Source organism: Mycobacterium sp. NPDC050441 (assembly GCF_040655355.1).
Classification (GTDB): Bacteria; Actinomycetota; Actinomycetes; order Mycobacteriales; family Mycobacteriaceae; genus Mycobacterium.
The window spans coordinates 70,213-91,463 of the sequence record NZ_JBFAJS010000015.1 but is presented as its reverse complement, the minus strand read 5'-3'; the positions used below and the strand labels follow the sequence as shown (position 1 = coordinate 91,463).

Genomic DNA, 21,251 nt, shown 5'->3' with positions numbered 1-21,251 from the left:
GCATGCTGCTGGGTATGAGCAGAGACGAGATCACCGCCGCGATCGTAGAAGCCCGCCTGACCAAGGGCCTGACGTGGCAGCAGTTGGCCGACGCCATCGACAAACCCGTGGTGTGGACGGTGTCCGCCCTGCTCGGACAGCACCCGGTTCCGGTCGAATCCGGCAGGATCATCGTGGACCTACTCGGATTGGACGAGTCGGTGATTCCGGTGCTGGCCGCGGTGCCGATGCGCGGTGGACTGCCGACGGCCGTGCCCACCGATCCCACCATCTACCGGTTTTATGAGGCGCTCCAGGTCTACGGCGGTGCGCTCAAGGAAATCATCCACGAACAGTTCGGTGACGGCATCATGAGCGCCATCAACTTCAGCGTCGACGTGCAGCGTAAATCGCACCCTGCCGGAGATCGGGTGGTGGTGACGTTCGACGGCAAGTTCCTGCCCTACGACTGGACTGCAGCCGAGAAGATAGTCCGCTGCTAGCTTTTGCAGTCATGGGCCAGTTTTCAGATTCGTGGGCGGCTCTGCGTGCTGCGGTAGCCGGGCTCGAGCCGCGGGACTTCGATCAGCCTTCCGGCTGCGCCGGATGGCTGATTCGAGACCTGGTGTGCCACCTCGTCATTGATGCCCAGGACGTGTTGATCACGCTGGTCACCCCGACCGCTGCCGAACCGACCCGCGACGCACTGACCTACTGGAAGGTCTCCGACATTCCGCCCGACGGTGCGGATCCCTTGGATGCGCTGACCGTCCGGTTGGCCGCCGCATACCAAGATGCGGGCCTCCTCAAGTTTCACCTCGACGACGTGGGTTCGGCCGCGGGACGGGCGGCAGAGCTCGCCGACCCGCACCTGCGAGTCGGCACGCAGGGACAGGTCCTCACCGTCGGGGACTACCTCGATGCCTACGTTCTCGAATGGACGCTGCACCACCTCGATCTGGTCGCACATCTCCCGGGGATACCCGGGCCGCCCGCCGCGGGGCTGGTTCGATCCCGCGCGCTGTTCGCCGACATCACGGAAGTCCCCTTCGGCGCGAGTTTCTCCGACGCGGATGCATTGTTGGTGGGTACGGGCCGGCGGACTCCCACCGATTCGGAGCGGACTGATCTCGGCGCGGCGGCCGAGCGGCTGCCGTTCGTCCTGGGCTGACATCTGCCTCTGGTCAAGTGGGCCGTTGACGGTTCATGATTGCCAGATATCCCGACGGCGACGGTAAGGATTCTCATGGCAACTCATCGAGCTGTTCACGTCCAGTCATCCGGCGGTGCGCTGGAACTCGTTGACGCCCAGACCCTCTCGCCCGATCGGGGACAGGTACGGGTCACTGTGGCCGCGTGCGGGGTCTGCGGCACCGACCGGGCCATCCTCAACGGCGGATTCCCCGGCATCGAATGGCCGGTGACCCCCGGCCACGAGATCGCCGGCACCATCGCCGAAGTCGGCGCCGGGGTAACCGATTTCGCGGTAGGGGACCGGGTCGCGATCGGATGGTTCGGCGGACACTGCGGGGTCTGCATCCCGTGCCGCAAGGGACTGTTCATCCACTGCGAAAAGGGACAGATACCGAGCCTGCATTACCCGGGCGGCTATGCGGAATCGGTGACCGTGCCGGCCAACGCACTCGCCCGGATCCCGGACGAGCTGTCCTTCTCCGAGGCCGCCCCGATGGGGTGCGCCGGGGTGACGACCTACAACGCGCTCCGCCACACCCGCGCGGTTCCCGGTGACCTGGTTGCGGTGCTCGGAGTCGGCGGCCTGGGCCACCTCGGACTGCAGTTCGCCAGCGCGATGGGCTTCGAGACCGTCGCCATCGCGCGCGGCCCCGGCAAGGAGGCAGATGCCCGCGCACTGGGGGCCCGGCACTACATCGACTCGACCGCCGGCGACGTCAGTTCAGCGCTGCGGGACCTGGGTGGGGCGGCAGTGGTGCTGGCCACGGTGGGCAATTCGCAGGCGATGGCCGACACCATGGGCGGGCTCGCGCCGCGTGGGGAGCTGGTCGCGATCGGGGTGTCGGCCGATCCGTTGCCCATCAGCCCGGTGCAACTGATCCAGCCCGCGCTCAGTATCTCCGGGCACCCGTCCGGAACCGCACGTGACGTCGAGGAAACGATGCACTTCGCGGTGCTGTCGGGGGTTCGGGCCCGAATCGAGGAGCGCCCACTCGACGAGGCGGCGAGCGCCTACGCCGCGATGGAGCAGGGGCAGGCGCGCTACCGCATGGTCCTGACCATCTGATCGGTGATCGAATCCGGTTATCTCGCCCCACTGGTCACAGCGAACAGGTAGCGTCGGGACTTCGTTTGCTGGACGACGAATCGGTGGGGGCCGGGATGGCGTGGAAGCGGATGGCGACTCTTGCCGGCAGGATTTTCTCCGGTAGGTCACCCGGCGTTGCCCAACAGTTTGCTCGTGGTATCTATTCTGCCCCGGTGCTTTTCATGCCGGGACGTCTCCGCACAGTGCTGTCCGCCGCGCTCATTGCGCTGTCGTGGTGTGCGGCCGCGCCGACACCCGCGTGGGCCGCACCCGTTCCGTCGGCGCAGATCGACTTCGGGGGCACGATGCGCACGTATCGGCTGCACCTGCCGGCCGGCGGTGGCGCCCCTTCGGGGCTGGTCGTCAACCTGCACGCCGCCGGTGCGACGGGGGCCGACCAGGCCGCGCTCACCCATTACGACGCCGTGGCCGACGCCAACGGGTTCGCCGTGGTCTATCCCGACGGAATCGACTACAGCTGGGCTGACGGCCGCGGCGCCTCGGTGCCGGACCGCCAGGGCGTCGACGATGTCGGGTTCATCTCGACCCTGGTCGACCGCCTCGTCACGGAAAACGGGATCCCGCGGGGCCGGGTATTTGCCACCGGCCTGTCGGCGGGCGGCTTCATGGCCAACCGGCTGGCGTGTGACCGCGCCGATCTGTTCGCCGCGATCGCCCCGGTCGCCGGGACGCTCGGAACGAATGTGGGCTGCAGCCCGTCGAGGCCCGTGTCGGTTCTCGCCTCCTACGGCACTGCAGACCCCATCGTGCCGTTCAACGGCGGGCCGATGACGGGGCGCGGTGGGGGGAGCACGGTGCTGTCGGGACCGGCGTTGGTCGACCGGTGGCGCCAGATCAACGGTTGCCCGGCTCCGTCTGACGAGCTGCTGCCCGGCACCGGCGACGGCACCGAAACGCACCGCATCGCCGCTGAGGGGTGTGCGGCCGGAACCTCGGTGGTGTTCATGCGAATCGACGGGGGCGGGCACACCTGGCCGGGCGTCCCCGAGATTCTTCCGGTCCAGTCCGTCGGGGCCGCCAGCCGGGCCTTCGACGCCTCCGATGCTTCCGGTCAGTTCTTCGCTTCTCACGGCAGATAGCCGCGCTCCTACTTTTCGGGTAGTCGGCTACGCGTGTCCGCAACACGTCGAGCCGATAGTTTCTGCGAGTGCAGGCACATGAAAGTCCTTGTGTCCGCGTCGAAACGGAGGAGGGCGATCGTGACGATCACTTATGGCGTTCTACGCGCACGACCGGACCGGTTCGTTCGGGAGGACGGGCAGTCCACCCCGCACCTGCAGATCCGGGCGGTCGACGACTCCGGACAACCGTGGCGGGTCGCGGTCAATGTCGAATCCAACGACGGCAGCGAGGTCGTCTTCTGGGTGGTGGATCCGCTGGTCGGCCACCCTGTCGTCAACGGACTGGCTGCCGTGGCGTCCGGCTTCTCCGTCACACCCGGCACCTCGGCGTCGTCGCTGGACTATGTGAAGGCGCCGTTGTTCGACTTCACCCTGGGCCGGGCTCTTCCGCCCAGCGGCAGCGCGAATGCCGATGACCTGCAGGATCTTCTGGGTTTGTATCTGACCCAGTGCCAGGCCGCAGGCGGCGAGCTCTACGCGTTCGGCGCGAAGTTCGACCGCAACATGCACATGCCGATCGACGCCGATTTCGGCAACACCGATGGTCTGCACGGTGTTCACGACATTCACATGAACCAGGGCAATGTCGGTGCGCACGCGGGTGACAACGGTGCCTTCCACGACGGTGGACTTATGCTGGCCTTCCCAGACCGTGTCGTCGGCATCCTGCTGGCCTTCCAGACCCAGCGGGTGCCCACCGACGCGCAGGGCGATGCGGCACCGGGTGCGCAGCCCCTGTCCCGGTTGGTCGGACCGGCTGCGGGCAGTGGGCAGGTGACTCCGGGCCTGGCTTATCTGGAGCGGGCGCTGATCAATCCCACCGGTCCGGATCCCGGACACGAAGCGGTGGTGATCGGCAACTACGCCACCGGGGCAGTGTCATTGCATGGTTGGCGTCTGGTCGACCGCAATGGTCGGGAAAGCAAGCTGGACGCCGAGCTGGCCGGCGGTGCGTCGGCAGTCATCGTGCTCGACGGGTCGGGCGCACAACTCGGCAACTCGGGCGGAAACCTGCTGTTGGTCGATGATCACGGTACTCAGGTGGACAGCGTCACGTACTCCCAAAATGAGGCAGCCGTAGTGGACCGCTACGTGCGTTTCCAGCGGTAGGCGCCAATATTCATCTCGCCGCGATTAATTCATCCTGAGCTCCGATCGGCCCGTCCGCGGCGGGCGAATAGTGCTCAGTGCCAGGTGAATTCGCGATACATTCGCGGCAGGGCGCCGTCAACTGCGGCAGCGTCGGGCCGGCCGGCATCGGCGCGGCCACAGGCGCCGCGGTCATATCGTTTCCTCCCGTGGTGGATTGGCACAGCTGGCACGAAGACTATGACCGGCCCGATTCGGCGTTGGCGCACCGACTTCGCGCGGTGCAGACCTTGATCAGGCAGGCGCTGGACGAAGCGCCGGCAGGGCCGCTGCGGGTCGTCAGCCTGTGCGCCGGGCAGGGCCGCGACCTGCTCGAGGTCCTGGCCGGGCATCCGCGGCGCGACGACGTCCGGGCACGTCTGGTCGAGCTGGATGCCCGCAACGCCGCAGTCGCCGCCGAGGCTGTGAACAAGTACGGGTTGACCGCGGTCGAGGTGGTGACCGGCGATGCCTCGCTCATCGACCACTACCGGGACCTGGTACCTGCGGACATCGTGGTGGCCTGCGGCATCTTCGGCAACATCACCGACGAGGACATCGAGCGGGCCATCGGCTTCCTCCCGCAGCTGACCAAGACCGGGGGCACTGTGCTGTGGACCCGGGGTCGCACCGTGCCGGACCGGGTCCCGTTGATCCTCAACTGGTTTGACGAGCGCGGTTTCGAGCTGGTCTGGGTGTCTGCGCCGGATGTGAGCTACGGCGTCGGAGCCCACCGCTTCACCGGACAACCCGAACCACTGGCAGCCGGCGCCCAGCTCTTCGCCTTTGTCGGCTCCGATGTGATCCGGGCCGCCGACCGCGCGCAGAGCGCCGGCTGACGACTCCTGCCGGCGGGGCCTGTCTTCCACCAGCACCCGCGTATTCATCAGTACGCTTTTCAACGATGGCTGAGGAAGGTCTGAACGGCAGGGATCGTTTGCGTGGAGGGCTGCGCATGGCGCTGCGGGGACGCCGCGACCCGGCACCGGTGGCCGGCCGGCGCAGTCGCGCGTCGGCCGGGATGGGCGACGTACACACCCGCAAGGTCCTCGACCTGACCATCCGGCTCGCGGAGGTCATGCTGTCATCGGGCTCGGGTACTGCCGATGTCGTGGCCACCACCCAGGACGTCGCACAGGCCTACCGGCTCACCGACTGCGTCGTCGACATCACCGTCGCGACGATCATCGTGTCGGCACTGCCCACCGCGGACAGTCCGCCGGTCACGATCATGCGGGCGGTGCGGACCAGGTCCACGGACTACACGCGGCTCGCCGAGCTCGATCGGTTGGTGCGGCGCATCACCTCCGGCGGTATCACCGTCGATGAGGCGCACGAGGCCATGGATGAGCTGACGGAGAGTCCGCATCCGTTCCCCCGGTGGCTCGCGACCGCGGGGTGGGCGGGTTTCGCGCTCGGTATCGCGATGCTGCTGGGCGGCAACTGGTTGACCTGTCTGCTGGCCACCGTGACTGCCGCACTGATCGACCGGGTCGGCCGGCTGCTGAATCGAATAGGCACGCCGTTCTTTTTTCAGCATGCGGCCGGAGCGGCGATCGCGACTTTGATCGCGCTGGCTGCCTACCGGTACACCGGTCAGGGGCTCAGTGCGCTGGTTGCCACCGGGATCGTGTTGTTGCTGTCCGGCATGACCCTGGTCGGTGCCGTGCAGGACGCGCTGACCGGTTACATGGTCACGGCGGTCGCACGGCTCGGTGACGCCGTGTTTCTGACCGCGGGAATCGTCGTGGGCATCACCGGTGCGCTGCAGGCCGCCACGCTCCTGGGGATCCAGATCGAACTGCACGTCAACACGGCCGGCACCTTCATCACGCCGAGAGGACCGTTGGCGATCGTCCTGGCGGTCGTGGGTGCAGCGCTGGCCGGGATCTGCCTGACCATGGCCAGCTATGCACCACTGCGGTCACTGCCCACCGCCGGGCTCGCGGCCGCGCTGGCCGAGCTGACGTTGATCGGGCTCGGGACGGCCGGGTTCGGCCAGTGGGCGGCCACCGGGATCGCGGCGGTCGGTGTCGGTTTTCTGGCCACTCTGATTTCCATTCGCCGGCAGTCTCCCGCGCTGGTGACGGCGACCGCCGGCATCATGCCGATGCTGCCCGGCCTCTCAGTGTTCTGGGCGGTGTTCGCCTTCGCGGTGGACGAGAAGTTCGGTGAGGGGCTCGCGCACCTGCTGAGCGCGGCAGCCACGGCGCTGGCGCTGGGCAGCGGCGTGGTGATGGGTGAGCTGCTCGGCTCGCCACTGCGCTACCGCGCCGGACGCATCGGTGAGTTCTTCCGCAAGGAAGGGCCGCCGGGACTGCGCCGGGCCGTGGGCCAGGTGGTGCGCCTTCAGCCGGCCGACAACACCTCGGCCGTCAGCGCCCCACGCGCGGAAAGCGTTCCGTTGGAAGCAGCCCCGGCCGAGGAGTCGGACGACGACGAGAGTGCCGAACCCGATAGCTGAACGACGGAATCAGGGCGATCCGGCGGCGGGAATGTCGACGCGCGCCTGCAGGATCCGACCCGTCGACGAGCCGGCCAACAGATCTTCGTGGCTCGTGTCGTCGACCACGAGGTACAGAGTTCTCCCGTCGTGGCCGCCCAGCGCCGGCGCCACCGCCCAGCCACGGTCGATCTCGATGCGGTGGGTGATCTCGCCCCCGGCGACCACGCGCAGGAACTCCCCGGTGTCGTAGCAGCCGACCCACACTCCGCCGGCGGTGTCGATGCACAACCCGTCGGGATGCCGGTCCGGACCGAGGTCGGCGAATACGGTGGGTGCACTGAGGCTGCCGTCGGGCCCGGAGGTGAACGCCAGCAGCCGCGAGCCGTGCGTCTCGCTGACCACCAGGGTCGACTCATCGGGTAGGAATCCGAGGCCGTTGGGCATCGACAGTCCGGTGGCGACGATCCGCACGGTGCCGTCGGGGGCGACCAGTCCGATCCCGCCGGTCAGGCCGCCGCGTTCAGCGATATAGAGGTCGACGTACGTCCGGCCATCCGGCGCGACCAGCAGGTCGTTGGTGGACCACGCGATGTCGCTGACGTTGTAGCTGGCCGTCACGTTTCCGCGGGCGTCTGCGTGGTGGAGCTCCGCTGCGAAGAGTGTCGACACCACGAGGGTCCCGTCGGGAAGCCACCCGAGCCCGGAGGCACGCGCGAGCTCGACCTCAACTGTGAGGTCACCGGCTTCGCCGGCCGAGTACACCCGACCGGCCAGACCGTCGGTGAACCACAGCCGGTCACCGTGCCAACGTGGCCCCTCGCCGTAGACGATCCCGTCGACGAACGGGACCGCGGCGATGGCCTCGACGGATGTCATCGGGTGCTGCGGTCCGGTGCCCGATCAGGTGAACGGGAGGAAGTCGCCGTTGACCCAGACACCCCAGTGGCCGCCGGCAGGCAGGTTCCACCAGACCATCGGGTGGCCCTGCCACGTCTCAGCCGGCTTCTTCGGCGCGTTCGGCGGCGGCGGGAGGCTCGGATCCGGATCCGCGCTCGCGATGGCGGCGCCCAGGCCGAGGGCGGCCCCGATCAGGCCGGTGGCGGCGATGGTCGCCAGGGTTGCCTTGCTTCCGAACATGAATGCCCACCTCGGTGCTTGACTCTGAACTTGGATACCCGAAGCTTAGCCAAACGAAGTGATTGAGTGTGCACTTGAGGTCGACTACGGGCTCATACGTCATCCTGAACCCGCACGACGTGGCCTGACAATGAGATCAGAAATATTTCGGCCCTCGACGTCGAGAATGACGCGACGGCTCCGTCCCCGTTGTGAGCGACCAACCGCAGGTCGCGAATCCGAAGGGAGAATCCCATGGCCAAGTACCTGTTTCTCAAGCATTACCGAGGCGCCCCCGCGTCGGTCAACGACATTCCGATGGATCAGTGGACTCCGGGCGAGATCCAGGCACACATCCAATACATGAATGACTTCGCCGATCGGCTGAAAGGCAGCGGCGAGTACGTCGACAGCCAGGCACTCGCCCCGGAGGGCACGTGGGTCCAGTACGGCGGTGAGGGCAAGCCGCCTGCGACCGACGGCCCGTTCGCGGAGACCAAGGACCTGATCGCGGGCTGGATGGTCGTCGACGTCGACTCCTACGAGCGTGCCGTCGAGTTGGCCGGTGAACTGTCGGCGGCGCCGGGTGCGGGTGGGCGGCCCATCCACGAGTGGCTGGAGGTGCGTCCGTTCCTGACCGCCCAGCCGACCCTCACCGACTGATGGACCTCGATGCGGCGGGCGAGGAGCAGTTGCGGGACCTGATCCCCGGGGTCCTCGCCGCCCTGGTCCGTCGCGGGGCCGACTTCACGACGGCCGAGGACGCCGTGCAGGAAGCCTTGGTGCGCGCCTGGGAAACCTGGCCGGACCAGCGACCCGACGATCCCAAAGGGTGGCTGATCACCACGGCGTGGCGCCGATTCCTGGACCTCACCCGATCCGAGGTCGCACGGCGCAACCGCGAGGTCCGGGTTTCTGCGGAACCGACGGCCGGGCCGGCGAACGCGGTGGACGAGACCTTGCAGCTCTACTTCCTGTGTGCGCATCCGAGTCTGACCCCGTCGGCGGCCGTCGCCCTGACACTGCGCGCTGTCGGAGGCCTGACCACGCGTCAGATCGCGCAGGCCTATCTCGTACCGGAAGCGACCATGGCGCAACGGATCAGCCGCGCCAAGCGCACTGTGAACGCGGTCCGGCTGGATCGTCCCGGCGACCTGCACACGGTGCTGCGGGTGCTGTACCTGGTGTTCAACGAGGGCTACAGCGGCGACGTCGACCTGGCCGCCGAGGCGATCAGGCTGGCCCGTCAGCTGGCCCGGACCACCGATCATCCGGAAGCCGCGGGCCTGCTCGCGTTGTTCCTGCTGCACCACGCCAGACGGCCCGCACGAACGCGGGCCGACGGCAGCCTGGTTGCGCTGGCCGACCAGGACCGCACCCGGTGGCGACGTGATCTCATCGCCGAAGGGGTGTGCGTGCTGCAGGCCGCGCTGGCCACCGACCGGCTCGGCGAGTATCAGGCTCAGGCCGCGATCGCGGCGCTGCACGCCGATGCACCGTCCACTGCGGAGACGGACTGGGTGCAGATCGTCGAGTGGTACGACGAGCTCGTCGCACTCACCGACAGCCCGCGCGCGGGCCTGGCAGCGCTCGCCGAACTGGACCCGGCGCTGCCGCGCCACACCGCCGCGGCGGCCTACCTCCATGAGCGGACGGGGGACATCTCAACTGCCGCACGGCTCTACGTGCAGGCCGCGGCCGAGGCGCAATCGCTGGCCGAGCGCAACCACCTCACCTTGCGCGCATCCGCCCTGCACGGTCACATTTCCGGCGACGGCGGTTAACCTCCTAGTTGTGGGCAACAGTCGGATGAGAGTGTTGATCATCGGTGGGGGATTCGGCGGGCTGTTCTGTGCGCGTCGGTTGGGCGGAGTCGACGTCGACGTGACACTGCTCGATCGGGCAGCGGGACACCTGTTCCAGCCGCTGCTCTACCAATGCGCCACCGGGACCTTGGGCTTCGGCCAGATCAGCCGGCCGCTGCGCGAAGAGTTCGAGCGACACCGCAACGTCACCACGTTGCTCGGTGATGCGATCGACATCGACCCCGAGTTGCGCCGCGTCACGGCCCGCCGGCCGGATGAGACGACGTTCACCCTCGACTATGACGTCCTCGTCGTGGCCGCGGGCATGCAGCAGTCCTACTTCGGCAAAGAACATTTCGCGGAGTGGGCGCCCGGGATGAAGACGCTCGACGACGCACTCAACATCCGGCAGCGGGTTTTCACGGCGTTCGAGATCGCCGAGACGCTGCCACCGGGTCCGGAGCGTGACGGTTGGCTCACGTTCGCCGTCGCCGGGGGCGGTCCCACCGGGGTCGAGTTGGCCGGGCAGATCCGCGAGATGGCCACGCGCACCTTGGCTCACGAGTTCCACAGCATCGCGCCAGGGGAAGCCAGGGTGCTGTTGTTCGACGGTGGGGAGCGGGTGCTGAAGGCCTTCTGCCCCGAGTTGGGGGAGAAGGCGACGAAGTCGCTGCAGAAACTGGGCGTCGAGCTGCACATGGGAGTCCATGTGACCGACGTCAACCGGGACGGGGTGACCATCAGTCCGAAGGCCGGTGGTCCCGACGAGCAGTACGCGGCGCGAACCGTGTTGTGGACGGCCGGGGTTGAGGCCGTGCCGTTCGCCCGGCACCTCGCACAGGTACTGGGGGTTGAGGCCGATCGCAGTGGGAGAATCGCTGTGGGGCCGGATCTTTCGATCGAGGGCCGTCCCGAGATCTTCGTGATCGGAGATCTGGCCGGCCGGGAGAACCTGCCTGGTGTCGCCGAGAATGCGATGCAGGGTGGGCTCCACGTCGCCTCGTGCGTCCGCCGGGAACTCGCCGGTAAACCCCGGCGGCCGTTCCGCTACCGAGACCTCGGCTCAGCGGCGTATATCGCCCGCCGGCAGGCACTCCTGCAGGTAGGCCCGATCAAACTCGCGGGCTTCTTCGGCTGGCTGGCTTGGGGTTTCATCCATATCGCATTCCTCACCGGCGTACGCAACCGCGTCAGCACGGTGACCACCTGGCTGACCACCATCGCCCGCGAGAACCGCGCGCACCGCGCGTTCATGCTCGGAGCGACCGGCCTTCCCGAGCAGCGCTATACGTGGACCACGTGGGACGCGCTCACACCCCCGCCTCCCGAGGTGCCACCGACCCCGGGCGACCGCTAGCACTGCCGGCAGTCCGCCAGTCCACACCGTTTCGAGTAGTCGGCTACGCGTGCCCGAAGCCACGGGACGCAGTTACGTTCCGATCATCAGAAGTCGGCTCAATGCCACCGAGATGAGAGGAGCACTGTCATGCCTCCATATCCGACAGTCACATTGAAGAACGGCAGTGAGGGCCAGCAGGTTGCGACGCTGCAGGCGTTGCTGAATCTGGACTACCCGGCCTATTCGCACCTGCAGGTCGATGGCGAGTTCGGCGCGCAGACCGAAGCCGTCATCCGGGAATTCCAGAAGCGGGCCGGGCTGTTCGTCAACGGCGTCGCGGGGGCCGAGACCCTCGCGAAGCTCGACGAGCTGACCACTCAGGGCGCCGGGCCGGTCGGTCAGGAGATGAAACAATGCAGCGGCGACATTCTCGCCAGCCCCAGCACCTCGTGTCCGTTCGCCCAGAATGTCCGCCAGGAGTATTTCGCTGTCCCGGGAGATTCGGTGCAGATCAACGTCTTCAGCCCGGTGACGCATCAGACGTACACCATGGCGTGTGTCCGAGAGGGTGGCTGGGTGACCTGCCGAGGTGGCAATAACGCGGTCGTGCAATTCCCGTTCAGCTAAGGCCGTTCACCGACGTCTGAGGCGCGCTACCCGCCTCGCGTCGGCCTGTCCTGAAGGTCGGGTGCGGCGGCCGCAAGCAGGCCCGGCCGGCCGCCGTCGAGTGGCGGGTAGATCCGGTCGGTGTTGATGGTCTTCTTGGTGGCCTTGGCCACCGCGCCTGTTGCCACGACATCGCGATCCCAGCCCTCGGTGTAGACGGCACCGGCCGGGCCCAGATCGAGAACGGTGACATACCAGGGGATTCGCAGCGCGCGCATGGGCAGGCCGAGGAGGTCGCCGATCACGTTGTACCCGGCGTAGCGGCCCATCGGCCTGCCGTGTTGACACGACATCACCGACAGGTGGCCCTCGTCGACCCGCGCGGCGGCCACATCGCCGGCAGCGAATACCGCGGGCACCCCCTCGACGCGGAGGTAGTCGTCGACCGGAAGTCGGTCGAACCGGTCCAGCGGCACCGGTAGCTGTGCCGTCAGCGGGTTGGCCCGCATTCCCGCGCACCACACCACGGTTGCCGTCGGCACCGTGTCGCCGGATGACAGGGTCACGGCGCCGATATCGACGGCGGTCACGCTGACACCGGTCATGACCCGAACTCCGTTGGCGGACAGGGCAGATTCGATCACCGGGCGCGCAGAGGCGCCCATATCCGAGCCGACCTGCGGGTTGTGGTCGACGAGCACGACCTTCGGTGCGCCGGTGCCGTCGAAGATCGCGGCGAGCCTCGCGGGCAATTCGCACGCGGTCTCGATACCGGTGAGCCCCGCGCCGACTACGACCACCGTGCCGGCGCCCGACACTTGGGGATTGGCAGCCAACGTGTCCAGGTGACCGGCAAGGCGCGTGGCGCCGTCGAATGTATCGACGTCGAAACCGAATTCGGCAAGCCCGGGGATGTTCGGTCGCGCGACTCGACTGCCGGCGGCCAGCACCAGCCGGTCATAGCCGATGACGCGCGTTCGGCCATCTTGTTGCGTGGTGACGTTCCGGGCTTCGACGTCGATTGCCGTGACCTCGGCCACCAGGTGGTCGACACTGACGGGATCGAGCAGCTTCTCCAACGGGATGCGGCAGTCGGTGAGATCGGTTTCGTAATTGCGCACGCGGATGTCGTGGAAGGGACGCTCACTGACCACGGTGATCTTCACGCCGTCGGCTGCGGGTCCGAGTTCGTCGACGCGCCTGGCAGCGCCGAGCGCTGCCCACAACCCGGCGAAACCCGATCCGACGATCAGCACGTGACCCACCGATTCAGCCTGCCACGCGAGACAGGTCGGGGTCCGCTGCATCATCGGGTACTCGGACACGCTGCGCTCCGGAGCTTGTTCATCCGCCCGAGTCCAGCGCGTCATCGGTGCGGTATGCGACGATGCACGGACCGCCCACTACTCACCGTGTTTCCCGAGCAGGAGTTTCGGCGGGTGTAACAGAGAGGACGGCCGGATTGATGACCGAAGCGCACCGCGCCACGTTCCCCGTCAAGGGAGCGAAGCTCGCGATCGCAGGACTGACCGTCGTCGGCGCTGTGCTGGCTACCGCCGGCCAGGCAGCCGCAGACCCCGTACTGCCCGATCCCGCGCCTGCGCCGGCGGATCCCGCGCTGGCAGCGCCACCGCCGCCCGCACCGGTCGGTCCGCCACAGGTCCCGGAGATCGCGAACCCCGTGTACGGCTCCGGCCAGTACGGATCGGGCCCGGTCGGCACGCTCCGCGATCTGTGGCACCAGGCTCGTGATCCGGGCGGATTCCAGGGCGCCGGGGGAGCACCCGAGGGCACGGTCGCACCGCCACCGGGTGCCGGCGCGCCACCGCCTCTGCCACCCGGGTACGTGTCGATCAACGCTCCAGGTTCCGAGACACCGGTCACCGCGCCGGCACCTGGCAGCGGGCCGGCCGGCCCGGCGCTGCCGCCTGGCTACTACTCGCTCAACGGTCCACCGCCGCCCGGGTACGAGTTCAACTCGCCGGGTCATCAACCGCCTGCGCCGCCGGCAGCTCCTACGCCGTAATCGGGCGCCCCAACACGTGGCGCAGCGCCTGATCCAGATTCGGATGGCGGAAATGGTGATCGGCGGCGGTCAGCACCGCGGGAACTGCCCGCTGGCTGGCGCAGGCCAGTTCGCGGGCACCTTGGTCGCCCAGCAGTAACCGTGGCCCCAGCGTCGGCACCGGCAGAATTGTCGGGCGGTGCAGAACGTGGCCGAGTGTGTCGGTGTATTCAGCGTTGCGCACCGGCTCCGGTGCCACGGCGTTGACCGGGCCGGACAGTTGCGTGTCCCACAGCGCGCGGTAATAGATGTCAACGAGGTCGTCGATACCGATCCAGGGCAACCACTGCTGCCCGTCGCCGATGCGGCCGCCGAGCCCGGCTGCGAACAATGGCCGCAGCAGTCGCAGGGTGCCGCCACTCGGGGACTGCACGATCCCGGTGCGGACACGCACTACGCGGACATCGGACCGTTCGGCCGGGGCCAGCGCGTTCTCCCAATCGGCCACGACGTCGGCCAGGAACCCGTCGCCGCGTTCGCTGGTCTCGGTGAGGACCTCGTCGGCGCGGTCGTATCCGTAGAGGCCGACCGCTGACGCGCTGACGACGACCTGTGGGCCGCCATCGGTCTCGGCGATGAGTTCGGCGAGCCGGCGGGTCGGCTCGATTCGGCTGTCTCGAATCGAGCGGCGGTGTCCTTCGGTGAACCGGCCGGCGATCGATGCGCCGGCCAGATGGATGACGGCGTCGACCCCGACGAGAAGTTCTGGGTGGGGATCGTACGGATTCCATTGCCGCTCATCGGGTTTGGCCGTTGCGTGGCGCACCAGCCGGATTACCCGGTGGCCGCCGGTGCTCAAGAACGCCGTCAACGCCGAACCGACCAGCCCGGAGGCTCCGGTGACAGCCACGATCAGCGGTTTCACCCCGTGCGCCCGGGCACGCTGATGGGACGCGAGATCGTCAGCCAGCTGGCGATGGCGGTAGGCGAACATTGAGCGCAGGAACTGACCGGGAATCGGGGTTTCCACCCGATCGATCATGCGGGTGTGGGTGGCATCGATGGCTTCGAAATCATGAATGTGCTTCCAGCGCACCGCCAGTGCGGCCGGTAGTGAGGCCGGCCCGCCACTGACGATCTTGTCGACGAAGCGCCGTGGTGGGTCGTAGGCGTCGGCCTGGTGCTGGGCCACCCACCGCAACCCGCCTGGCAACGCGAGTTCGGCACGGCCGTCGCGCAGCGAGGCCGCCTCGGATTTGAGCGTCATGGCCTGCCACGGTGGTGACAGCCTGGCGAACGCCCCGGGGCGGCTGTGCCAGGCGAAGACTTCTTCCTGCGGGGCCTCGATGATGCTGGAGTACACCAATCCCATCGCCCGACGTTACCCGGAGAATCCGCGCCGCCGCCCGCAGCTACGCCGTGGCCCGCCTCGCCCGCATGCCGGCATAGGCGAACAACAGTCCGGTACCGATCTCGGAAAGCGCTGTCACCCAGGAGAACCATGTGACGTTGATGCGGGGGCCGCTGAGATAACTGTCCTGGAAATCCGGCCAGAAATTCGGCAACAGATGCGCATAGGTGAACAGCGCCGCACTGCCGACGCCGGTAAAGATCGCGATGTCGGGCGCTTTGGGATGGCCCCGCAGGGCCATGGTGATCGCGATGATGACGACAATGCCCTGAATCATCCCGCCGGCCATGACGAACATCGGTGACGCCGACATTCCCCGGAGCAGATGGTCGACCACGTGCAATCCCCAGCCGGCTAGGAATGTCAATGCCGCCAGACGTAGAAAGCGTTGTGTCTGAACGTTTGTCGGTGTCGCCATGTGGCCCCCCAATGGTCTACTACAACCGATAGTAGATCCGTGGGGCGGCCGTGGCAAGAGATGCGCGTCAGATTTCCGACCGCACACCCGAATATATCGTTGTCCCAACTGTAGTTATATCTGTAATAGAGTCCGTACTTGCCTGAAGTGCCGGACGAGAGGTGTAGGTGTGGAACGCACTGCGATGACGCCGTTCTTTGTGAGTAGTGACGACGGGTTCGTGCCGAACAGGATCGCCCACGGCGGATGGGGGCCAACCCTGGGCGGTCAGGTGGTCGGCGGTCTACTGGCCCGTGCCGTGGAAGAACTCGTCACGGACACGGATCTCCAGCCGGCGCGATTCACCGTGGAGATACTGCGTCGGGTCGCCGGCGCTCCGGTTCGCGTCACTGCATCGGTGGTGCGATCCGGCTCTCGGATGCAGGCGGTCGATGCGGTGATGACTCAGGACGGTGTGTTGGTCGCCCGGGCTTCGGCGCTCTATCTGAAGCGCGGTGCCCAACCCGAGGGCGAGTTCTGGACGACGTCGATCGATCTGCCGCCGCTGCCCGAGGAACCTGCACAGTTCGACGACACCATGCCCATGTTCATCCGGGCGTATGGGCCGGACCCGGAATGGGCCGGTGAGGGATTCGCCTGGCAGCAGTGCGGGCCTCGGTACGCATGGCTGCGCGAAGTTCGTGAGCTGGTTGCCGGTGAAGAGCTCACGCCGTTCGTGCGCGCGGCACTGGCGGTCGACGTCACGAGTTCGATGAGTAATTTCAGTTCGGCCGGGTTGGCCTTCATCAATGCCGACTACACGCTGGCGCTCAGCCGGTTGCCGGTCGGCCCCTTCATCGGCATGGCGGCGGTGACCCATACCAGCGCTGAGGGGGTAGCCACCGGCAGTGCGTGCCTATACGACACATCGGGCCCGATCGGCACCGGATTGTCCACCGCGATAGCCAATTTCAACTTCAGTCCGAACGGCTCCGGCTAAGCGCGGCGCAGGATCGCCACCAGGAAGCCCGAGTCTTCGGTGAAGGGGCGGAGATCCCAGGTGGACAGCAACAGATCGGTGGTGAACCCGGCCGCCGCCGTGTCGTCGAAGAACTGACCGAACTCATATTCGCGGCCGGCTCCGAATCCGATCACCGCGCGGCCATCGTCGGCGAGATGCGCGCACAGCCGCGTCAGGACCTGAACCCTGGTGCTCGGGGCGAGGAATGTCATCACGTTGCCGGCCGACACGATGATGTCGAACGGGTCGGCGACACCGCGTGCCGGCAGGTCGAGCTCGGCGAGGTCGCCGACGAGCCAGCGTGGGCCGGGATGGTCGTTCTGGGCCGCCTCGATCAGTACCGGGTCGACGTCGACGCCGACCACCCGATGTCCGGCCTCGGCCAGGTATCCACCCACCCGGCCGGGACCGCAGCCCGCATCGAGGATGCGGGCATTACGCGATGCCATCGCGTCGACCAGGCGTGCCTCGCCGGCCAGGTCCTGCCCGGCGCGCTCCATGGCACGAAAGCGTTCGACGTACCAATCCGAATGCCCGGGATCGGCCGCCACCTTCTGCATCCAGATGCTCCGCTCGACCATAGGAGCATTGTGGCAAGTGGGTCCCGGGCCCGGGCGGGCGGTGTGACTCAGCCCCGGGCGTCGAGGATCTTGATCGCGAAGACCAACGAGTCGCCGGGCTGGATGCCCGCGGCGGGCTGGCCCTGGGGGTAGCCGTCGGCAGAGGTCATCGCGACGGCCACCGTTGAGCCGACCTTCTGTCCGGAGATGGCCTTCTGGAACCCGGGCACAACACCATTGAGGGGGAAGTCGACCGGTTCGCCGCGCTCGTAGCTGCTGTCGAACACCGACCCGTCACGTCCGTTGACACCCATGTAGCAGACCGAAACGTTCGCCGACGGCGCGACGACCGGCCCGTCGCCTGCCTTCAGGGTGTGCACCTGCGTCTCGGCCACGGTGAACGGCCCGTTCACCTTCACCACAGGCGCAGCCGTGTCGGTGGACCCGGTGACCGCGACACTGCCACTGGCCCCCGACAGCGTCCATTCGGGGGTGCCGGCGCTCTGCGGCGCGGCCGTCGGGCAGGTGCTGGCCTCGGTTGCGGTCTGGGCGATGGAGGGCGTGAGTACCTCAGCGACCGATGGGGTGCTCGCCGAGGACGAACCCGCGGAGGTGTCCGTGTCGGAGCCGCATGCGGCAAGCGTCAGGGTCAACGACGCGGCGCAGGCCACGAGCGCGACGGTGGAAGGCACGCGAATGGAGTTCATGCGCGCCACGCTACAGCGGTGAGGGGTCGCCTCTGCCGATAGCCGGGTGATGGCGCCGGGTGAACAAATTCCCGCCGCTGAATCCTGTCGGCATCGTGAAAATTCAACGGCCCGGCACCGAGAAGCGGGAAGATTCATCGATAAGCGTCGAGCCACGTTTGCCCGTGATAGCGTCGCCGCAGGCAGACCGTTTATCCATCTGAGGACACGGAATAATGGCCAACAATTCCATGGGTGATTTTGTCAGCCAGTTGCGCCCGGCATTACATCGGCTGCAGGACTGGCCCTACCCGGATCAGATCGACCACACGCTCTTCGGCGCGTTCATGAAGAACCCGCACGACGTCGGCGGCGATCCCGACGCACCCGCGATCTTCGAGGAGAAAGAAGAAGAGGCGTGGGAGCTCAACACCTTTGTCACGTGTGAGGTTCTCGGCTGGCGCGGCATTTGGACGTCCGAAGAACGGCGGCGGCTCGGAAACGTTGATGTGGGCCGGACGGTTTACCACGGCTTCCCCTATTACGGCCGGTGGGTGTGGGCGGTGGCCCGGTGCCTCGTCGAGAAAGACCACATCACGCTTCGCGAGTTGCTCGAGCGGGTCGACGAGGTGCGCGCACGGGTCGCCACCGGTACTGCCGACGCCCTCTCGGCAGCACCGCGCAGCGTCGGTGATCCGACGGCGGTCCCGAGGAACCGGCACCACATCGAAGCGGTCGGCAAGGGGGACCCCCAACGATTCGCCGGCCAGGCGGGGGCTCCTCGATTCGCCGTCGGCGATCGGGTGCGCGTGCGCGATCTCCCGACGATCTTCTACACCCGTACCCAGGAATATCTGCGCGGGAAGCCCGGGACCATCGCCGAGGTGTCCTACGAAAGCCTGGTGCCCGAGGATGAGGCGTTCGACCGTGAGGAGCAGAAGCCTCAGTGGTTCTACATCGTGCGCTTCAACATGACTGACGTGTGGGACCCGTATGCGGGAGCCGAAGGCGACACCCTTCAGGCCGAGATCTCCGAGTTGTGGTTGCGGCCGCTCGGTTAGACAGCTCATCGACGGAACGAACAGGAATCCGACATGACGCACGACGAAGCGGCGCACACGCATGACGAAGCACCGGAGCGGCACGGGGCACCGATGGTCGAGGAAGTGACCGATTTCGAGGTCCTGGAGATCGCGCTCCGCGAATTGGCGATCGAGAAGGGCCTGTTCACTGCCGAGGACCACCGGCACTACACCGAGTTCGTCGAGCAGATCGGCCCGGCACCGGGCTCGCGACTCGTCGCGAAGGCGTGGGTCGATCCGGATTTCAAGCAGCTGGTGCTCCGGGATCCCATCGCCGCCAGTCGGGAAGTGGGAATCGATTGGCTGCACCCGACCGGCTTCGGGACACCCAGTGATTTCACGGCTTTGGAGGTACTGGAGAACACACCGAGTTTGCACCATGTGATTGTCTGCACTTTGTGTTCGTGTTATCCGCGGCCGTTGCTCGGAAATTCTCCCGAGTGGTATCGGACGCCCAACTATCGGCGTCGTATTGTGCGCTGGCCGCGCCAGGTTCTCGGTGAGTTCGGGCTATTCCTGCCCGACGATGTCGAAATCCGTGTCGAGGACTCCAATTCCAAACGCCGGTTCCTGGTCCTGCCGGTGCGGCCCGCCGGAACCGAGGACTGGACTGAGGAGCAACTCGCCGAGATCGTTACCCGCGACTGCATGATCGGTGTCGCCTTGCCGAAGCCTGGGGTGACCGCCAATGCGCCACGACCGGTGCATGCCGCGGTCCGCCCGGCCGAGGGGTTGTGAGGGGCAACCGATGACCGACGAAGATGACGTCACCGTAGTCAGGGTCCGGACGCTGGAACAGATCGTCGGGCGAGGGCAGTCGTGGCCCCGCATGGCGCAGAAGTATGGCGTCTCCAATTCGGTACCGCCGTGGAAATCGAGTCTCGACGGGATGTGCGACGCACTTGACCACGAGGGGGCGACACTGCCGCTGCTCACCCGTCGACGCGATGAGGACCGCCTGGTCCAAGAGGTCTATGTGACGCTGCCCTATCCGGAGAATCAGCTTGTCGCGCTGACGCATTCGCTGGTGGCCAGAGATGTCATCGATGAAGAGACACTGGCCCAGCGGATGCGAGAAGTCCGGGACCGCCTAGAGGGGGCCTGACCCTCGCCGGTAGGTCGTTTGGATACGGTCGGTAGATGGGCCGGAAGCTGTATGTGGTCACCCATCCGGAAGCCACCCATCATGTCGATGGGTTGGTCGGGGGGTGGTACGACTCGGACTTGACCGCCAAGGGATCGCGAGACGCCCACAACATCGCCGAGGCTTTGCGGGCGCGAATTCCCGGAGCCGCCGCGGTGGAAGTGGTCTCGTCGGACTTGCTGCGGGCGCTGCGAACTGCCGCCCTGATTGCCGAAACCCTCGACACGGTCGAGGTATTGGACCCGCGCCTCCGAGAGAAGTCGTACGGCGAAGCCGAAGGGCGCCCGCAAAGCTGGCTCGATGAAAGGTTCGTGGTCCCGTCGGCCCACGGCGACCGACTCGCGCACGACGAAGGTGTCCGAGGTGCGGAAACCAAGGAGGTCTTCGCGCGCCGGGTCTACGCGGCCATGGAGGCGATAACCGCCAGTAGCGTGAGCCATCAGGTGATCGTCACGCACGGCTTCGCGTTGACGTTCGTCATCGCGGCGTGGATCAAGATGCCCATCCCGTCACTGGGCTACGTCAACTTCGCGGCGAAGGCCGGCGGCATCACCACGTTGTACGAGGATGACCGCTTTCACAACCGCCAGGTGTTGGGCCTGTCCGACACCCGCCATCTCGGAGCCGCGGGCACCGTCTGAGTCAGCAGGACGATCGGGTCAGCTGGGCGGGTACCCCGGCGGTGGGGTCTGACCCGGATACTGGTTGGGCCAGACTGCCCCCGGCGGGGCCTGAGGTGGCCATGGTGCACCGGGTTGCGGCTGCGGTGGATATGGCGAGGTCCCGATGGGACCGGGGTAGGGCTGCTGTGGCGGCCATTGGCCGCCCGGGGGCGGCTGCTGCCAGTGCCCGTAGGGCTGGGGGTATTGCGGGTACTGGGGATACTGGGGGTATTGCGGCGGCCGCGGCTTGCGGGACTTCCGGATGGCCCACACGATCAACGCGATGATGCCGCCGAGGACGAGCAGTCGCCCCACCACAAAGCCCACCGCCCGGCCTGGATGGGAATTGGCAGCCAGCTCGAGTGCGAGCAGAGTCGTCGACAACGTACTTCCCCCTGTTGGTGTCCGGCTGATCGAACAAGTTCAGGAGAAGCATATGGC

The 21,251-nt window shown here is 67.1% G+C and carries 25 protein-coding genes; 17 read left to right on the top strand and 8 right to left on the bottom strand.

All coding sequences use genetic code 11. The features are described from left to right. Positions 1-2: 2 nt before the first annotated feature. The 7 genes from cynS (at position 3) to AB0I14_RS31140 (ending at position 6,994) form a co-directional block, all read left to right on the top strand. The gene (gene cynS, locus AB0I14_RS31170) at positions 3-482 is read left to right on the top strand and encodes a cyanase (RefSeq protein ID WP_358030524.1); all 480 of its coding nucleotides are present in this window, start codon (positions 3-5) and stop codon (positions 480-482) included. Between the two features lie 11 nt (positions 483-493). Further along, a complete protein-coding gene (locus AB0I14_RS31165) occupies positions 494-1,150 on the top strand; it encodes a maleylpyruvate isomerase N-terminal domain-containing protein (RefSeq protein WP_358030521.1) in 657 nt (218 codons plus the stop codon). Between the two features lie 75 nt (positions 1,151-1,225). Beyond that, positions 1,226-2,239: an alcohol dehydrogenase catalytic domain-containing protein gene (locus AB0I14_RS31160; RefSeq protein ID WP_358030518.1), complete on the top strand. Its 1,014-nt coding sequence runs from the start codon at positions 1,226-1,228 to the stop codon at positions 2,237-2,239. A gap of 203 nt (positions 2,240-2,442) precedes the next feature. Further along, complete coding sequence (locus AB0I14_RS31155; RefSeq protein WP_358030515.1) at positions 2,443-3,360, top strand: PHB depolymerase family esterase; 918 nt, start codon at positions 2,443-2,445, stop codon at positions 3,358-3,360. A gap of 120 nt (positions 3,361-3,480) precedes the next feature. Beyond that, complete coding sequence (locus AB0I14_RS31150) at positions 3,481-4,512, top strand: DUF2278 family protein (protein ID WP_358030513.1); 1,032 nt, start codon at positions 3,481-3,483, stop codon at positions 4,510-4,512. Positions 4,513-4,700: 188 nt separating this feature from the next. Further along, entirely contained in the window at positions 4,701-5,369 is a 669-nt protein-coding gene (locus AB0I14_RS31145; protein WP_358030511.1) for a class I SAM-dependent methyltransferase family protein, read from the top strand. Positions 5,370-5,434: 65 nt separating this feature from the next. Continuing rightward, positions 5,435-6,994 (top strand): threonine/serine exporter family protein, encoded by a 1,560-nt coding sequence (locus AB0I14_RS31140; RefSeq protein WP_358030509.1) that lies wholly within the window; start codon positions 5,435-5,437, stop codon positions 6,992-6,994. 9 nt (positions 6,995-7,003) lie between these two features. Here AB0I14_RS31140 and AB0I14_RS31135 read toward each other — a convergent pair whose 3' ends face one another. Both AB0I14_RS31135 and AB0I14_RS31130 read right to left on the bottom strand, forming a co-directional pair. Next, complete coding sequence (locus tag AB0I14_RS31135; RefSeq protein WP_358030507.1) at positions 7,004-7,852, bottom strand: SMP-30/gluconolactonase/LRE family protein; 849 nt, start codon at positions 7,850-7,852, stop codon at positions 7,004-7,006. Between the two features lie 24 nt (positions 7,853-7,876). Then, on the bottom strand, positions 7,877-8,113 hold the full coding sequence (locus tag AB0I14_RS31130) for a hypothetical protein (RefSeq protein WP_358030505.1): 237 nt from the start codon (positions 8,111-8,113) through the stop codon (positions 7,877-7,879). Positions 8,114-8,347: 234 nt separating this feature from the next. On the opposite strand from AB0I14_RS31130, the gene AB0I14_RS31125 reads away from it, so the two are divergent. The 4 genes from AB0I14_RS31125 to AB0I14_RS31110 all read left to right on the top strand — a co-directional run bounded on the left by AB0I14_RS31125 (position 8,348) and on the right by AB0I14_RS31110 (position 11,863). Further along, positions 8,348-8,755: a YciI family protein gene (locus AB0I14_RS31125; RefSeq protein WP_358030502.1), complete on the top strand. Its 408-nt coding sequence runs from the start codon at positions 8,348-8,350 to the stop codon at positions 8,753-8,755. Next, positions 8,755-9,876: a DUF6596 domain-containing protein gene (locus tag AB0I14_RS31120; RefSeq protein WP_358030500.1), complete on the top strand. Its 1,122-nt coding sequence runs from the start codon at positions 8,755-8,757 to the stop codon at positions 9,874-9,876. The genes AB0I14_RS31125 and AB0I14_RS31120 overlap by 1 nt, the downstream gene beginning before the upstream one ends. Positions 9,877-9,901: 25 nt before the next feature. Beyond that, the gene (locus AB0I14_RS31115; RefSeq protein ID WP_358030619.1) at positions 9,902-11,254 is read left to right on the top strand and encodes an NAD(P)/FAD-dependent oxidoreductase; all 1,353 of its coding nucleotides are present in this window, start codon (positions 9,902-9,904) and stop codon (positions 11,252-11,254) included. A gap of 129 nt (positions 11,255-11,383) precedes the next feature. After that, on the top strand, positions 11,384-11,863 hold the full coding sequence (locus tag AB0I14_RS31110) for a peptidoglycan-binding domain-containing protein (protein WP_358030497.1): 480 nt from the start codon (positions 11,384-11,386) through the stop codon (positions 11,861-11,863). Between the two features lie 26 nt (positions 11,864-11,889). Here the strand turns inward: AB0I14_RS31110 and AB0I14_RS31105 are convergent, their stop codons facing one another. Next, on the bottom strand, positions 11,890-13,107 hold the full coding sequence (locus AB0I14_RS31105) for an NAD(P)/FAD-dependent oxidoreductase (RefSeq protein ID WP_358030617.1): 1,218 nt from the start codon (positions 13,105-13,107) through the stop codon (positions 11,890-11,892). 200 nt (positions 13,108-13,307) lie between these two features. Between AB0I14_RS31105 and AB0I14_RS31100 the strand changes: the two genes are divergently transcribed. After that, positions 13,308-13,868, top strand: coding sequence for a hypothetical protein (locus tag AB0I14_RS31100; RefSeq protein WP_358030495.1), 561 nt, complete (start codon positions 13,308-13,310; stop codon positions 13,866-13,868). Here AB0I14_RS31100 and AB0I14_RS31095 read toward each other — a convergent pair. Both AB0I14_RS31095 and AB0I14_RS31090 read right to left on the bottom strand, forming a co-directional pair. Next, on the bottom strand, positions 13,858-15,219 hold the full coding sequence (locus tag AB0I14_RS31095) for a TIGR01777 family oxidoreductase (protein WP_358030492.1): 1,362 nt from the start codon (positions 15,217-15,219) through the stop codon (positions 13,858-13,860). The two genes, AB0I14_RS31100 and AB0I14_RS31095, sit on opposite strands and share 11 nt — an antisense overlap. A 40-nt stretch (positions 15,220-15,259) precedes the next feature. Then, positions 15,260-15,676, bottom strand: a complete 417-nt coding sequence (locus AB0I14_RS31090) for a hypothetical protein (RefSeq protein ID WP_358030490.1) — start codon at positions 15,674-15,676, stop codon at positions 15,260-15,262. Between the two features lie 184 nt (positions 15,677-15,860). Here AB0I14_RS31090 and AB0I14_RS31085 point away from each other — a divergent pair, with 184 nt between their 5' ends. Further along, positions 15,861-16,655, top strand: coding sequence for a thioesterase family protein (locus tag AB0I14_RS31085; protein ID WP_358030614.1), 795 nt, complete (start codon positions 15,861-15,863; stop codon positions 16,653-16,655). Here AB0I14_RS31085 and AB0I14_RS31080 read toward each other — a convergent pair. Both AB0I14_RS31080 and AB0I14_RS31075 read right to left on the bottom strand, forming a co-directional pair. After that, the gene (locus tag AB0I14_RS31080) at positions 16,652-17,257 is read right to left on the bottom strand and encodes a class I SAM-dependent methyltransferase (RefSeq protein WP_358030488.1); all 606 of its coding nucleotides are present in this window, start codon (positions 17,255-17,257) and stop codon (positions 16,652-16,654) included. The two genes, AB0I14_RS31085 and AB0I14_RS31080, sit on opposite strands and share 4 nt — an antisense overlap. Positions 17,258-17,304: 47 nt before the next feature. After that, the gene (locus tag AB0I14_RS31075; RefSeq protein WP_358030485.1) at positions 17,305-17,943 is read right to left on the bottom strand and encodes an FKBP-type peptidyl-prolyl cis-trans isomerase; all 639 of its coding nucleotides are present in this window, start codon (positions 17,941-17,943) and stop codon (positions 17,305-17,307) included. Between the two features lie 215 nt (positions 17,944-18,158). Here AB0I14_RS31075 and AB0I14_RS31070 point away from each other — a divergent pair, with 215 nt between their 5' ends. From AB0I14_RS31070 to AB0I14_RS31055, 4 genes are read left to right on the top strand one after another with little or no spacing between them, the layout of a single operon-like run. Continuing rightward, the gene (locus AB0I14_RS31070; RefSeq protein ID WP_358030481.1) at positions 18,159-18,983 is read left to right on the top strand and encodes an SH3-like domain-containing protein; all 825 of its coding nucleotides are present in this window, start codon (positions 18,159-18,161) and stop codon (positions 18,981-18,983) included. 33 nt (positions 18,984-19,016) lie between these two features. Beyond that, on the top strand, positions 19,017-19,742 hold the full coding sequence (gene scnC, locus AB0I14_RS31065) for a thiocyanate hydrolase subunit gamma (protein ID WP_358030478.1): 726 nt from the start codon (positions 19,017-19,019) through the stop codon (positions 19,740-19,742). Positions 19,743-19,752: 10 nt separating this feature from the next. Further along, a complete protein-coding gene (locus AB0I14_RS31060; protein ID WP_358030476.1) occupies positions 19,753-20,109 on the top strand; it encodes a thiocyanate hydrolase in 357 nt (118 codons plus the stop codon). A 35-nt stretch (positions 20,110-20,144) separates the two neighbouring features. Further along, the gene (locus AB0I14_RS31055; RefSeq protein WP_358030474.1) at positions 20,145-20,789 is read left to right on the top strand and encodes a histidine phosphatase family protein; all 645 of its coding nucleotides are present in this window, start codon (positions 20,145-20,147) and stop codon (positions 20,787-20,789) included. 18 nt (positions 20,790-20,807) lie between these two features. Here the strand turns inward: AB0I14_RS31055 and AB0I14_RS31050 are convergent, their stop codons facing one another. Beyond that, positions 20,808-21,194 (bottom strand): hypothetical protein, encoded by a 387-nt coding sequence (locus AB0I14_RS31050; protein ID WP_358030472.1) that lies wholly within the window; start codon positions 21,192-21,194, stop codon positions 20,808-20,810. Positions 21,195-21,251: the final 57 nt, after the last annotated feature.